General features: G+C 36.5%; 16 protein-coding genes. 12 read left to right on the plus strand and 4 right to left on the minus strand.

What is annotated here, in order from left to right; translation table 11 throughout:
* Positions 1-194 precede the first annotated feature (194 nt).
* A complete protein-coding gene (locus BLE01S_RS04285) occupies positions 195-413 on the minus strand; it encodes a CDGSH iron-sulfur domain-containing protein (RefSeq protein WP_066137545.1) in 219 nt (72 codons plus the stop codon).
* A gap of 125 nt (positions 414-538) precedes the next feature.
* Between BLE01S_RS04285 and BLE01S_RS04290 the strand changes: the two genes are divergently transcribed.
* Entirely contained in the window at positions 539-874 is a 336-nt protein-coding gene (locus BLE01S_RS04290; protein ID WP_231955914.1) for an iron-sulfur cluster biosynthesis family protein, read from the plus strand.
* On the opposite strand, the gene BLE01S_RS04295 is transcribed toward BLE01S_RS04290, so the two are convergent.
* From BLE01S_RS04295 to BLE01S_RS04305, 3 genes are all read right to left on the minus strand, one after another.
* Entirely contained in the window at positions 866-1,771 is a 906-nt protein-coding gene (locus tag BLE01S_RS04295) for a hydroxymethylglutaryl-CoA lyase (protein WP_174521704.1), read from the minus strand. The genes BLE01S_RS04290 and BLE01S_RS04295 overlap by 9 nt on opposite strands.
* Before the next feature lie 211 nt (positions 1,772-1,982).
* A complete protein-coding gene (locus tag BLE01S_RS04300) occupies positions 1,983-3,161 on the minus strand; it encodes a toxic anion resistance protein (protein WP_066137549.1) in 1,179 nt (392 codons plus the stop codon).
* Positions 3,158-3,814, minus strand: a complete 657-nt coding sequence (locus BLE01S_RS04305) for a 5-bromo-4-chloroindolyl phosphate hydrolysis family protein (protein WP_231955915.1) — start codon at positions 3,812-3,814, stop codon at positions 3,158-3,160. The genes BLE01S_RS04300 and BLE01S_RS04305 overlap by 4 nt, the downstream gene beginning before the upstream one ends.
* Before the next feature lie 231 nt (positions 3,815-4,045).
* Between BLE01S_RS04305 and BLE01S_RS04310 the strand changes: the two genes are divergently transcribed.
* The 11 genes from BLE01S_RS04310 to BLE01S_RS04355 all read left to right on the plus strand — a co-directional run bounded on the left by BLE01S_RS04310 (position 4,046) and on the right by BLE01S_RS04355 (position 13,496).
* Positions 4,046-4,735, plus strand: coding sequence for a CoA transferase subunit A (locus BLE01S_RS04310; protein WP_066137551.1), 690 nt, complete (start codon positions 4,046-4,048; stop codon positions 4,733-4,735).
* A 17-nt stretch (positions 4,736-4,752) separates the two neighbouring features.
* Positions 4,753-5,415, plus strand: a complete 663-nt coding sequence (locus tag BLE01S_RS04315; protein ID WP_066137553.1) for a 3-oxoacid CoA-transferase subunit B — start codon at positions 4,753-4,755, stop codon at positions 5,413-5,415.
* 34 nt (positions 5,416-5,449) lie between these two features.
* The gene (locus tag BLE01S_RS04320; RefSeq protein WP_066137555.1) at positions 5,450-5,695 is read left to right on the plus strand and encodes a YqkE family protein; all 246 of its coding nucleotides are present in this window, start codon (positions 5,450-5,452) and stop codon (positions 5,693-5,695) included.
* Between the two features lie 444 nt (positions 5,696-6,139).
* On the plus strand, positions 6,140-8,074 hold the full coding sequence (locus BLE01S_RS04325; RefSeq protein ID WP_066137559.1) for an asparagine synthase-related protein: 1,935 nt from the start codon (positions 6,140-6,142) through the stop codon (positions 8,072-8,074).
* A 14-nt stretch (positions 8,075-8,088) separates the two neighbouring features.
* Complete coding sequence (locus BLE01S_RS20690) at positions 8,089-8,223, plus strand: paeninodin family lasso peptide (RefSeq protein ID WP_111703442.1); 135 nt, start codon at positions 8,089-8,091, stop codon at positions 8,221-8,223.
* A gap of 126 nt (positions 8,224-8,349) precedes the next feature.
* The gene (locus BLE01S_RS04330; protein WP_066137561.1) at positions 8,350-10,302 is read left to right on the plus strand and encodes an asparagine synthase-related protein; all 1,953 of its coding nucleotides are present in this window, start codon (positions 8,350-8,352) and stop codon (positions 10,300-10,302) included.
* A gap of 14 nt (positions 10,303-10,316) precedes the next feature.
* The gene (locus BLE01S_RS21255; RefSeq protein WP_066137563.1) at positions 10,317-10,499 is read left to right on the plus strand and encodes a paeninodin family lasso peptide; all 183 of its coding nucleotides are present in this window, start codon (positions 10,317-10,319) and stop codon (positions 10,497-10,499) included.
* 86 nt (positions 10,500-10,585) lie between these two features.
* Positions 10,586-11,512, plus strand: coding sequence for a phosphoenolpyruvate carboxykinase (ATP) (locus tag BLE01S_RS04340; RefSeq protein WP_066137565.1), 927 nt, complete (start codon positions 10,586-10,588; stop codon positions 11,510-11,512).
* A gap of 4 nt (positions 11,513-11,516) precedes the next feature.
* On the plus strand, positions 11,517-11,822 hold the full coding sequence (locus BLE01S_RS04345) for a lasso peptide biosynthesis PqqD family chaperone (RefSeq protein WP_066137567.1): 306 nt from the start codon (positions 11,517-11,519) through the stop codon (positions 11,820-11,822).
* Positions 11,823-11,845: 23 nt separating this feature from the next.
* Positions 11,846-12,328, plus strand: a complete 483-nt coding sequence (locus BLE01S_RS04350) for a lasso peptide biosynthesis B2 protein (protein ID WP_066137569.1) — start codon at positions 11,846-11,848, stop codon at positions 12,326-12,328.
* Complete coding sequence (locus BLE01S_RS04355; RefSeq protein WP_066137571.1) at positions 12,321-13,496, plus strand: nucleotidyltransferase domain-containing protein; 1,176 nt, start codon at positions 12,321-12,323, stop codon at positions 13,494-13,496. The genes BLE01S_RS04350 and BLE01S_RS04355 overlap by 8 nt, the downstream gene beginning before the upstream one ends.
* Positions 13,497-13,499: the final 3 nt, after the last annotated feature.

Below are 13,499 nucleotides of genomic sequence, written 5' to 3' on the forward strand. Positions count from 1 at the left end.
TACAGAACATATTTTCTTATAGTATATACGAAAGTATGTTCGTTTAATACTGGAAAATAGTGCATTTGAATAAAAGAGGGGCGGGATAAGAGATTGAAATGATTGATATGTGACAAGATAGAGGAACTTTCCAATTAGAATATACATCTAAGAAATGAAAAGAAGCCCGACTACGAAGGGCTCCACATCTCTAATTAATCTCCATTTTCAATTGTTTTTTCAGCTCTGACACAGGAAGCAAATTTACCTTTGTGACTTCCGTCGCAAAAGGGCTTTCTACTTGAGAGTCCACAACGGCAGAGTGAAAATGCCTTCTTCGTTTGAAAAACATTACCATCGACATCGATGAGTTCGACATCGCCGGTTACTCGATATGATCCGTTATCCAATATTTTAATTTGAACTTTTTTCATATAATCATCTCCATTATAAAATGAATCTACCTACGCTAGAAAGGAATGGAGGTAAATCCAACGACTATCGTTTGTTAGCTATGTTATGATTAAGATACGATACGGATTAGAAAGGTGTGCATTTTATGATCAAATTCACCATTACCCCAAAAGCAGCGGAGAGAATTGAACAGAAGATGGGTAGACAAGATCTTATGCTCAAACTGAAATATAAAACAGAAGGGTGCGGTTGTGTGCTCAGTGGTGTACCAACATTGGAATTGATAGAGAAACGAGCGCTTGATCAGGATGAAATTCAAGTAGAAACAAATATCATGCCTATTATTATGGAGGAGTCGAAAATCATTTTTTTCGATGATCAATTGAAAATTGACTTTTCAAATGACTCTCAATCATTCCGACTTGTAAGCCCAAGCCAGATTTTAAACGGTCGTATGAGTTGCAACGTGATATCAAACTGAGATATCACGTTTTTTTGTAAGTTGATAATAGCCCGAATCAATCTTTCTCGAAAGATGGGGTGCGATAATATCAATGGCTTTTACAAGTTTGTCGAGCTTAACTCCTGTCTTGATATTCATACGTTCTAACATATAAACAACATCTTCCGTAGCTACATTTCCCGTAGCCCCTGGAACAAATGGACAACCTCCTAGACCACCAGCTGATGTGTCAAAGCGATCAATTCCAGCTTGGAGTGCGGCATATATATTAGCTAGCGCCATTTTTCTCGTATCATGGAAATGTGCAGCAATCATTATATTTGGGAGCTGTTGTTTCAAGGTAGAAAAGAGAGAGAAGGATTCGGCGGGCGTTGCCATACCAATCGTATCGGCCACGCTTAATTCATCCACTCCTGCATCTGCAAACTCCTGACAAAGTGCCAATGTATCCGCTGTAGCAATTGCACCTTCGTAATGGCAATAAAAAGCGGTAGATATACATGCGCGCACGAAAAAACCTTTTGACTTTAAATCCGCAATGATAGGCCTTATTTCCACTATGCTTTCCCGTGTGGACTTATTAATGTTTTTTTGATTAAATCTGTTGCTTACACCGACAAATACGGCTGCAGATTTACAGTTTGTAGCAAGCAGGCGTTCCGCACCTTTTTTATTTGGCACAAGAACGATACTGCGTATGGAGGAATAGCAAGATTGGATAAGCTCTGCAGCATCCTGCATTTGCGGTATCCATTTTGGAGAAACGAAAGAGGTAACTTCCATCTCTTTTATCTCGGCACACACTAAATGTTGGATAAATTCTTTTTTTATTTCAGTTGTAATGAAATTTGCTTCATTTTGCAATCCATCTCGAGGACCTACTTCAATAATACTTACACTTTTCGGCAGATTCATCTCGATTCCTCCTAATAGAAAGATGGAGGGGCTTATGAAGAAAAGGAGGATTCCTATGTGTATATTAACATCATGGAGTCAGGAATATGGGAGAGTTCTTTAGCCGCCTCAAGAACATAATAAAACATTAACTTCATTTCTGAAAGCTAAAAAATAGATTTAAATTGATAATAAAACCGGACAACAATTGTGTCCGGTTTACATGTGAAATTTATGTTAGTTTTAGAAGTTTTTCTTTCAGCTCATTTTCCATTGAAACAAGTTCATGTTCAGCTTGAGCACGTTTCGTTCGGCCTTCTTGTTGAATTTTGATTGTTTCTTCTAATGTCTCAATCAGATTGGATTGTGTCTTTTTCAACGTTTCGATGTCGACAAGGCCACGTTCATTTTCCCGAGCTGTTTCAATCGTATTTGTTTTGAGCATATCCGCATTTTTGAGTAAGAGCTCATTGGTTGTTTGTGAAACTTGTTTTTGTGCTTGAACAGCCTGTCGCTGGCGAATGAGTGTTAATGCAATAGCAATTTGATTTTTCCAAAGTGGGATGGCTGTCATTATCGATGTTTGGATTTTTTCAGCTAAAGCTTGGTTTGTATTTTGGATCATCCGAATTTGTGGAGCGCTTTGGATGGTAATTTGTCTACTTAATTTTAAGTCATATAAACGCTTTTCCAAGCGATCTGCAAATTGAACCATATCGTTTACTTCTTGATACGCCATTTGATCACCAGAAGCTTCAGCTTTTTGCTTCGCTTCAGGAATCACTTTTGTTCGAAGTTCCTCAATTTTAAGTTCTCCTGCGGCAATATAAATGTTCAAAGCATGAAAGTATTCTTTATTCTTCTCATATAATTGTTCTAAGGTTTGTAAGTCTGAAAGCAACACTTGTTTGGATTGATTTAGCTTTACACTAATTCGATCAATCTGTGCGCCGGTTTTTTGATATTTTGACATTACCTCTTGCATGGATCCCGAAATTTTTCCAAACATCTTAGAAAAGAAATTCTTTTTCTCTGGTGAAAGTTCGTCTGGATTAACATCCTTAAGCTTACTCATCAGTTCACTCAATATGCCACCGATAGGACCAATATCTTTATTCTGTACATGTTCTAACATGGAACTTGAGAAATTTAATAGTTGAGACTGTGCTTGCGTTCCATAAGCAATAATCGCTTGATGGTTGGCAGGGTCAATTTGTTTAGCAAGCTCAAGTGCTCTTTTTTTACTTTCCTCCGGTAAACTGTCTACTAACTTCACCGGTTTCTCAACAATTTTTTGATCCTCTTGTTTTAAAGGGGTGAGCTCTTGATCTCCAAATGGATTGGCAAGAAGATCATCTACACCGCTGGAAAAATCCGTTTTTAATACCGTATCTTTATTTTGTTCACTCATTCTTTTGTGCTCCTTTCATCATCAAGGGGATGGTACTCAAGTTTTTTTAAAGAATGCTTGGCAACATCGAGTTCGAATTTTAAATCATCGACATCTGTAGAAAGGACGTGATAAATATCCTTTTTTATAGATTCGCTTAAATCTTCTAATGTGCTTTGTGTTTCCTTTAACGATATATACATTGTTTCATTTTTAACAGGTTGTGCTGCCAACTCGGCATAGCGCTCAGAAAGCTCCACAACAGAATCAAGATGGTAAAAAAAGAAGCGCTCCGATTGATAAAAACGCCGAGGATCTTTATTAACGATTGTATACATTCTTTTTACCAATTTATTCAGTTCATATAGCTGCTTGAATGCACCCATCGAGCGAACAGAGAAAAAAGCTTTTTGTAGACGGTTTATTTTTTTCTTCGTTTCCGATAAGTTTTTCTGAATATAGATATAGTCTTTCCTAGTTAAATTATTTTTCTTTAAAAACTGATATTGGGCAATCGACTTGACGCCAAAGAATGTAACCACTCCGGCTAGTACTGCGATGCCAGACGAACTAAGAAAGGACAGATTAAAACCGAAATATAAAATAAGCCATATTAAGATTGTTTCGCCCGCAGTAAACATACCGAGAAGAAATGATAAAAAAGATTTCAACATGCATCGACTCCTATCCAGTGCTATTCACTATATTACTACGGTTTTCTATAGGAAAAGTTTCATATATCTCTATTATAAAGAATAAAAATTGCTTTTGAAAGGGAGAAGTAATAGGCAACGGAAATCTTTGGGAAAAAGGGAATTTTATGAGGGGCATCTTGAAGCATAGAAAATGAACAAAAACGGGGTAATAGCAATCAATACAATTTCATTAATTAGGGGGATGCGTAAATGAAGCCGATATTTACATCCTTTAAAGATGCTGTGGCAGATATTGATGATGGTGCTACATTGATGGTTGGTGGATTTGGGATTTGCGGTATTCCTGAAAATCTAATTTTAGCTCTCGTTGATAAAGGAGTTAAGGATTTAGTTGTTATTTCAAATAACTGTGGAATCGATGGATGGGGCCTTGGTTTGTTATTGGAACAAAAACAAATAAAAAAAATGATCGCTTCTTATGTCGGTGAAAATAAAGAGTTTGAAAGACAAGTGCTATCTGGTGAACTGGAAGTGGAATTGACACCACAAGGAACTCTTGCGGAAAAAATTCGCGCGGGAGGAGCTGGAATTTCGGCATTTTATACACCAGCTGGGGTGGGGACACAAATTGCTGAAGGAAAAGAAATGCGTGTGTTTAATGGTAAAGAGTATGTACTTGAAAAAGCACTTATGGCAGATTTCAGTCTTATTAGAGCGTGGAAAGGTGATAAAATAGGGAATCTGATCTATCGTAAAACAGCGCGCAACTTTAACCCGCTAATGGCCACTGCAGGCAATATTACGATTGCGGAGGTAGAAACACTGTGTGAAACAGGAGAAATCGATCCTAATCATATTCATACTCCAAGTATTTATGTACAAAGACTTATTCAAGGTAAACAAGAAAAAAGAATGGAGCGCGAAACAACCTGTACGTAAAGAAAGGAGGAGGGAAATTGGGGAAAATATTACATCGCAAAAGAATTGCCCAACGAGCAGAAAGAGAGATTGAAAATGGTTTTTATGTGAATCTAGGAATTGGTATGCCAACGCTTGTCGCAAACTATATTTCCCCCCATAAACAAGTGGTTCTTCAATCGGAAAATGGCTTGCTTGGGATCGGTCCATATCCTGATAAATCTACGATAGACGCAGACTTAATCAACGCAGGCAAGGAGACGGTAACCGCCATTCCTGGTGCGGCTTACTTTGATAGCGCAGAATCATTTGCTATGATACGCGGGGGGCATGTTGATGTTGCTATTTTAGGTGGGATGGAAGTATCGAGAAAAGGTGATTTGGCTAATTGGACGATACCGGGTAAAATGATTAAAGGCATGGGCGGGGCAATGGATCTAATCCATGGAGCAAGAAAAGTTATTGTTATAATGGAACATATAAATAAAAACGGAGCCCCCAAGATTTTAAATGAATGTAGTTTGCCGCTTACAGGTAAGAAGATTGTTCATCGGGTAATTACAGATCGGGCTGTTATTGATATAACAGCATCCGGACTTTGTTTACAAGAAGTAGCAAAAGGCTTTACTGTGGAGGATATTATCTCATCGACAGAGCCAAAGCTCGAGGTGGCTAAAACTATTATAATGGATGCTTATTGAAAGCACTGAGATATCTATGAAGGAGTAGAATAAGATGACAAAAAAAAGGCAATCCAAAAGACAGGAAAAAGAGACGAGCCATTTAAAGCTAAAAGATGGACTAAACAATGACATACTTCAAAAATTACAGGAAAAGCAACGTGAGCTACAAGAGAACGAAGAGCAAGAGAAAGTCGCAGTGAAAAAACAACTAGCTGAAGAAAGAAAACAACGAGAAAAAAACAAATCCTTTGAAGAACTATTAAACGAAACATCTTTAAATTGGAAGGACTATAAATGAATTCTAAACATGTAGAAAAGGGTTTGATCTCCAATTGGAAATCAAGCCTTTTTTAATGGCGCAATCTACATCAAAAAGAACTGGATATTCAACAAATCTAATAATGATTTTATGTAAAGGAAAATTTAGAGCTAAGTAATCGGATAGTAAAGTTACTACAATTAGGAATGGGTGGTAACATGATTAAAAAATATAAATTATATGTTATTGACATCAGGTGTGGGAGATGGTAATTTAAAGTTATAATCGTTCTTTATATAGAATGATGAAATCTTTTTAAAGAATGGTGTTTTTCTTAAAGTAATATTAAATTCAAACTAAACTTGAGTGAGAATATTCCTAAATATGCAGCGTAAAACCCTGTGTGTTCAGTGTTGATTTAATGTTCTCTAATAAGAACGTTATGAATAGTAAATATAGATGATTATCATTTGGAGGAGAACTATGAGTGCAATAGCTGGAATTTATCACCAGGATACGAAGCCAATATCTGTTGAGCATATTAGCGGAATGATGAAGGCATTAGAAAAGTTTCCTGCAAATGATGTTCAAACTTGGCATAAGGAAAATGTTTTCTTAGGTTGTCATGCTCAGTGGATTACACCTGAATCTATAGGAGAACAATTACCTTTCTACGACTATGAAAGAAGGTTAGCGATTACTGCTGATGCAATTATTGATAACAGAGATGAATTGTTTGAGAGATTACAAGTGGACCGTGAAGATAGGAAAAAAATCACTGATAGCCAATTGATTTTACTCTCTTACCATAAGTGGGGGGAAGAGTCACCGAAGTTTTTAGTGGGAGACTTTTCCTTTATGATTTGGGATGAGAAAGAGCGGAAATTGTTTGGTGCAAGAGATTTTTCAGGAAGCAGAACACTATACTACTTTCATAGTCAACAACGATTTGCTTTTTGTACTGTAATTAAGCCGTTGCTCACATTACCATATGTGACGAAAAAGTTGAATGAACAGTGGATTGCTGAATTTATTGCTAACCCATTAATGTTTGATTCGCTTGATCCATCTTCGACCGTATATAACGATATTGAACATGTTCCACCTTCGCATTCAATAACAGTTATAGCAAATAAAGTAACTCTAAAAAGATATAATACTTTACCTGAGGGGAATAAATTAATACTAAAATCGGATGATGATTATAAAGAAGCCTTTCAAGAAGTATTTCAAAAGGCAGTCAACGAGAGACTACGTACTCATCTTCCTGTTGCTTCTCACTTGAGCGGTGGATTGGATTCTTCATCGGTCGTTAGTTTTGCAGCAAAATCTCTATTGAAGGAAAATAAAAAGTTACATACATTTAGCTATGTTCCTGTAGATGATTTTGTGGATTGGACACATAGAAGTAGAGTTGCAAATGAAAGGCCCCAAATCGAATCTATTGTCCAACATGTAGGCAATATATTACCGAACTATTTAAGCTTTGAGGATAGAAATCCATATACAGAGATAGACGATTGGATTGAAAAGTTAGAGATGCCTTATAAATTCTTCGAAAATACATTCTGGTTAAAGGGGATTTATGAAGAAGCAAGTAAAAAGGGGATAGGTGTCCTTCTGAATGGGCAAAGGGGCAATTGGTCGATATCTTGGGGTCCTATCTTTGACTACTATGCTTTATTACTGAAAAGAATGAAATGGTTGCGGCTTAATCAAGAAATGTATCAATATGCTAAAAATATAGGATCTGGTAGGAAAAGAATATTATCGGTAGTTACTAAAAAAGCATTTCCTTTTTTATATCAAGGACAATATTCAAAAGATGATGATTTTCCGATTTTCATAAACAAGGAGTTCGCTTTAAGCACTAAAGTAATAGAAAAATTATCTGAACATGGTATTGATCCTAGAGGAAGAATTGATTCAAACTCATATAAAATAAGAAACCAGCAGTTTCAACAATTGTATTACTGGAACACAATTGGAACATACGGAACAAAGTTATCCTTAAATTATGGAGTTGTAGACCGAGATCCAACAAATGATTTAAGGGTTATTAAATTTTGTTTATCACTTCCAGAAGAACAATATGTGCAAAATGGTATGGGTAGATCTTTGGTAAGAAGATCAACAGAAGGATATCTACCAGACAATATACGTTTGAATTTACGTACAAAAGGTGTGCAAGGTGCTGATGGCGTACATCGTATGAGGTCAAATTGGGATAATTTTATCGTTGAAATAGAACAATTAAAAGGTGAATCATTAATACAAGAGTATTTGGATCTTAGTGTCATAGAAAAGTGCCTTTCTATGATTAAGGGCAATCTAAAATCGGAGTTTGCATTTAGTTTTGAATTTAAGGTTTTAATGAGAAGTTTGATTTTGACTCGTTTTATGAAAACCTTGATTTGAAAGGAGGTGACAAAATGAAAAAAGTATGGAAAAGGCCGGAATTAGAAGTACTTAATGTTAGGATGACTATGGCAGGGCCGGGATTAACGATTGCTGATGCGGTTCAACCCGATCCGGATGAGCCGGACACGGTCCATCATGATAGTTAATTATTAGAAGTACTTAGGTTACTGCCCTTATACAAAACTATGAGTATAAGGGCTTTTTTTAAAAGTGTATGGAAATTACATATCAAACTTTTGCGTATTAATAGCTTTCTAACGGGGGTATGGAAAATGAGCGCAATAACAGGAATTTACCAGTTAAATAATGCCCCAATCCATCTTGAACATGGCAATAACCTAATGAAGTCCTTGGAACAGTTTCCTTCTGATGATATTCGAACATGGAGAAATGAGGATGTTTTTTTCGGCTGCCATGCTCAATGGATCACTCCTGAGTCAGTTAATGAACGATTACCCTTTTATGATAATGAACAGAAGTTAGCTATCACATCCGATGCAATAATAGACAATCGAACAGAATTATTTGAAAGATTACAAGTTAAACAATCCCAGAAAAAAACGATCACTGATAGTGAATTGATTCTACTCGCATACTTAAAATGGGGCAAGGAATCTCCTAAATATTTAATCGGTGATTTTGCATATATGATTTGGGATGAAAGAAATCAAACTCTTTTTGGCGCAAGAGACTTTTCTGGAGCACGTACCCTTTATTATTGCAAAGATCATTTCAGTTTTGCTTTTTGCACGATAATTGACCCTTTATTCAAACTCCCAAATTTTAAAAAAGAACTTAATGAAGAATGGCTCGCTGAATTTATCGTTATTCCAACCATTGTCGAGAGTGCAGATGTACATAATACTGTTTATAAAAATATTTATCAACTTCCTCCTGCACATACAATTACAGTGGTAAACGGTAAATCTTCACTTGAAAGGTATTGGCATTTGCCACCAACTGCGACTTTAAGATTAAAGTCTGATGAGGAATACCATGAAGCATTTCGCGAAGTTTTCGATTTAGCGGTTACTGAAAAACTGCGTACATATGGGCAAGTTGGTGCACATTTAAGTGGTGGACTTGATTCAGGATCAGTTGTCAGTTTTGCTACAAAGGCACTTCAGAAAGAGAATAAACAATTACATACCTTTAGCTCCATTCCAGAAGACAATTTTAATGATTGGACACCTAAATATTATGCTGCAGATGAAAGACCTTTTATAAAAGAGACTGTAAGACATGTTGGGAATATTAGCGATCATTACTTGAGTTTTGAAGGGAGAAGTCCGCTAGCGGATGTGGATGATTTCCTCGCATTGATGGAAATGCCATATAAATTCTTTGAAAATGCATACTGGCTAAAAGGGATTAGTGAAAAAGCTCATAACGAAGGGGTGAAAATAGTATTAAATGGCGCAAGAGGTAATCACTCCATTTCATGGGGATCTGAGAGATTAAATATAGAGTATTATGCTTCATTATTAAAAAAGTTAAAGCTAATACATTTAAATCAAGAGTTAAATGTATATTGCCGGAACTTTAGGACTGGAAAACGAGTAATGTTACCGATCGTAGCAAGGAATGCATTACCCAACTTCGCCCAACTTTTTACAAAAAATAAGGGGTTTGACTATCCAATTCCGTCCTTCATCAATCCGGTATTTGCCCAGAAAACCGATGTTTATAATCGGCTCGATCGGTATGACATGGATATTTCGGGGAGTTTCCGTGGGGATCTTAATGAATATCGAAGAAAGCATTATGACCAACTATATTATTGGAATAAAAGCGGAACAGCCACAACGAAGTTGTCGTTACGATATTCATTATGGGATCGTGATCCAACAAATGATTTACGTGTCATTCGATATTGTTTATCTATTCCAGAAGAGCAATATGTCAAAAATGGGATGGAACGATCATTTTTAAGAAGTGCAACGAAAGACATTCTTCCGGACAGCATCAGGCTAAATCATTATGTGCGTGGAATTCAGGCAGCGGATACGATTCACCGAATGAAAAGTAGTTGGAAAGCTTTTATGGAAGAACTACACCAGTTAAAGAATGATTCTTTAATGTCTGAAATACTGGATGTAAAGGCAATTGGGGCTGCCTTATCACATATAGGGGACCAACCTAGTCCTGAACACGTATGGAGTAATGAATTCAAGATATTGACTCGTAGTTTAATCGTTTCTAGGTTTATAAAAGGTTTTAGCTGAGAGGGGGTGATTGGATGAAGCGACAATGGAAAGTACCGGTACTGGATATTCTTGATATTAATATGACAATGAATGGCCCTGGAAATGCAAACGCTGATTGTTTCGATGTATCGGAAGGGAAAAATGAAACTCATCCGGGTCAATCAAATGCTAGTTGTAAAGACAGACCGGGCGCTGGACCGAGCTTAGATAGTTAACTTTTAGTTACCCGTTTGGAATGCCCTTATATCACCTCCATGTATAAGGGCTCCATACAATATAAAATGAAAGACCGGAGGTTAATATGGTAACTACCTTAAACAAGAGTGTTTATAAAGCTTTCGGATTAAATATGATGAGTGATATACGCTTGCCAGAATTACCTAAGATAATTGATAAACAGCGGGATGAAATCGATATTGTAATAGAATTAGCAGATTTAACAAATCTATGGAATGAATTAGCTGAACCTAATCGTCATTTCGTTGTAAAAGAAGATATCGTATTGTTTCAAATTCCGAAAACAGCTATTTACTTGATTGAGGGAGGGGAAAGGATTATTGTTTCACCCCAGCATGGCGCAGAGGAGGATCATGTACGGCTTTACGTGCTAGGTACGTGCATGGGTGCCCTTTTACAGCAAAGAAAAGTTTTGCCTTTACACGGAAGTGCCATTGCTATCGATGGGAAAGCGTATGCGATTGTAGGTGATTCAGGGGCTGGAAAATCGACGCTTGCTTCCGCTTTTTTAAGTGAAGGTTATCAATTAATAAGCGATGACGTCATACCTGTATCTCTTTCCAATCATGATATTCCGATCGTAACTCCCGCTTATCCACAACAAAAACTTTGGCAAGAAAGTTTAGATGCTTTCGGCATGGATTCTGATAAATATCGACCGATATTTGATAGAGAAATGAAATTCGCCGTACCAGTTACATCAAAGTTTGTATCTACAGCATTACCATTAGCAGGAGTGTTTGAATTAATTAAAACAGATAGGAACGAGGTTCTGATCGAGCCTATTGTAAATCTTGAACGCTTGCATACTTTTTTTTATCATACGTATCGTAATTTTTTTATTGCTCGTTTAGGTTTAATGGATTGGCATTTTAAGATAACAGCAAGTATTGCTAATAAAATTAAGGTTTATCGTGTACAACGGCCAATCAATCGATTTACTGCAAAGGACATAACATCATTGATAATAAATACAATCGAAAAGGAATGATGGATTGATGATCATTAATCAACATATTTCAATAGACCATAAGGTGAAACAAGGTGAGGGAAATATTGTTAGCGATATGGGCGATGAGAAAGTGATGCTAAGCATTAACAATGGGAAATACTACAACTTGGGTGAGATGGGTGGAGAAATTTGGGATTTAATGAAGGAACCGCTGGAGGTAAAACAAGTGGTTAATAGCTTATTAGCAAGTTTTCAAGTAGAGCGAAAAGAGTGCGAGGAGCAAGTCGTCGCTTTTTTAAATCACTTATTTGACGAAGGTTTAGTGGAAATTGTTAAAGAGAGTATTTAATCGTTTACTAAGGTGGAAATAGGATGAAATTGATATCAAAGCTAAAGTTTGTTTTAACACTACATCCAAAAACGATCTTCCTTTTCATTGAAGCATTTTTATTTCTAGGGTGGGCACGCATACTTAAAAAAATGCCTTTCGCAAAAGTGGCACCTTCATTAGGTGATCATATGCACGAAACATCTCTCCGATATATGGAGCAGAACAATGAAAGAGTAAAGAATATCTCGCATGCCATCCATATTATGAGTAAGTATACCCCCTGGGAAAGCCAGTGCCTTGTCAAAGCCATTGCTGGAATGAAGATGTTAGAAAGACGCGGGATCGATAGTACTCTCTATTTGGGAACAGCAAGAGATGAAGATGGGAAAATGATTGCACATGCATGGCTTCGGAGCGGCCCTTACTATATTTCAGGTGCAGAAGGAATGGGAAAATTTACTGTCGTTAGTATGTTTGCTAAGAAGAAAAGCAAAACACAAATTGAAGGGGAAAGTTATGAATAAACATATTGATCTGAACCTGACTAACATTTCGAAAGAACTAAAGCTCATTCTCGAAATAGTTAAAAGTGAAAATGACGATATTTCTAAGGATTGGTATGTTGATATCGACTGGGACTTATTTCTACAATTAGCGCTCCACCATCGTCTATACCCATTAATATATACAAAGATAATGAAAATGGAAGGCAGTCGAATCCCATCATATATTTCCCAGACCTTATACAAGTACTATCAAAAAAATACCTTTCGAATGCTACATTTATGTGGGGAAATGGAGAAGTTGGGTAAATTGTTTAATGAAAATGAAATACTTCTCCTCTTTCTAAAAGGACCTATTCTCGCTGATGATCTTTATGGAGACATTTCCAAACGAACATCGGGAGATCTTGATATTCTTATTTCTATAGAAAATTTGGATAAAGCAAACGCGCTACTCATCGATCTTGGATATGAAAAGGACGAATATATACACTCCGTTTTGAATGATTGGAAATGGAGACATCACCACTTTACTTACTATCATCCAATTCAAGATACTAAAATTGAGATCCATTGGAGGCTTAATCCTGCACCTAGCAAAGAGCCAACGTTTAATGAATTATGGGTGAGAAAAAGGAAAAGTTTGATAACAAGCTATCCTATTTATTTTATGGGCAATGAAGACTTATTCTATTTTCTTGTCACACATGGAGCACGTCACGGATGGTCACGCTTGCGTTGGTTGGTAGATATCCATCAAATCGTAAAAAAAGACCTAAACTGGAATGCTCTTTATCATTTATTTAAAAAATATCAAAGTCGTTATATCGGAGGACAGTCACTAATTCTTTCGGCACAATTGTTAAATACAACAATTACAACAGATATGATACCTATCATTAAAGGGAATCGCTCGAAAAGTCTAGCTCAAGATGTGATATTTTATTTAGAACGAATGGTAAACTTGCATATGGAACCAGTTCCAGTAGAGATAGCAAAATACCATACAAAGCACTTATTTTCATTAATGTCCTCTCAACAAAAATTCATTTATTTATTAAGTGTGTTACATCCATATCATACGGATGTCGAAACATTATCTTTACCGAAAAAACTCCATTTCCTTTACTTCCCACTACGACCATTTTTATGGATGTGGAGAAAAACGAGGAAACACGCGCTATCTTAGGGG

It is taken from the genome of Lederbergia lenta NBRC 16444 (assembly GCF_001591545.1).
Lineage (GTDB): Bacteria > Bacillota > Bacilli > Bacillales > Bacillaceae_C > Lederbergia > Lederbergia lenta.

What these genes read in the sequence shown, in the direction of transcription:
- BLE01S_RS04285 (WP_066137545.1), bottom strand. Translation starts at nt 413, where the DNA reads ATGAAAAAAGTTCAAATTAAAATATTGGATAACGGATCATATCGAGTA.
- BLE01S_RS04290 (WP_231955914.1), top strand. Translation starts at nt 539, where the DNA reads ATGATCAAATTCACCATTACCCCAAAAGCAGCGGAGAGAATTGAACAG.
- BLE01S_RS04295 (WP_174521704.1), bottom strand. Translation starts at nt 1,771, where the DNA reads ATGAATCTGCCGAAAAGTGTAAGTATTATTGAAGTAGGTCCTCGAGAT.
- BLE01S_RS04300 (WP_066137549.1), bottom strand. Translation starts at nt 3,161, where the DNA reads ATGAGTGAACAAAATAAAGATACGGTATTAAAAACGGATTTTTCCAGC.
- BLE01S_RS04305 (WP_231955915.1), bottom strand. Translation starts at nt 3,814, where the DNA reads ATGTTGAAATCTTTTTTATCATTTCTTCTCGGTATGTTTACTGCGGGC.
- BLE01S_RS04310 (WP_066137551.1), top strand. Translation starts at nt 4,046, where the DNA reads ATGAAGCCGATATTTACATCCTTTAAAGATGCTGTGGCAGATATTGAT.
- BLE01S_RS04320 (WP_066137555.1), top strand. Translation starts at nt 5,450, where the DNA reads ATGACAAAAAAAAGGCAATCCAAAAGACAGGAAAAAGAGACGAGCCAT.
- BLE01S_RS04325 (WP_066137559.1), top strand. Translation starts at nt 6,140, where the DNA reads ATGAGTGCAATAGCTGGAATTTATCACCAGGATACGAAGCCAATATCT.
- BLE01S_RS20690 (WP_111703442.1), top strand. Translation starts at nt 8,089, where the DNA reads ATGAAAAAAGTATGGAAAAGGCCGGAATTAGAAGTACTTAATGTTAGG.
- BLE01S_RS04330 (WP_066137561.1), top strand. Translation starts at nt 8,350, where the DNA reads ATGAGCGCAATAACAGGAATTTACCAGTTAAATAATGCCCCAATCCAT.
- BLE01S_RS21255 (WP_066137563.1), top strand. Translation starts at nt 10,317, where the DNA reads ATGAAGCGACAATGGAAAGTACCGGTACTGGATATTCTTGATATTAAT.
- BLE01S_RS04340 (WP_066137565.1), top strand. Translation starts at nt 10,586, where the DNA reads ATGGTAACTACCTTAAACAAGAGTGTTTATAAAGCTTTCGGATTAAAT.
- BLE01S_RS04350 (WP_066137569.1), top strand. Translation starts at nt 11,846, where the DNA reads ATGAAATTGATATCAAAGCTAAAGTTTGTTTTAACACTACATCCAAAA.
- BLE01S_RS04355 (WP_066137571.1), top strand. Translation starts at nt 12,321, where the DNA reads ATGAATAAACATATTGATCTGAACCTGACTAACATTTCGAAAGAACTA.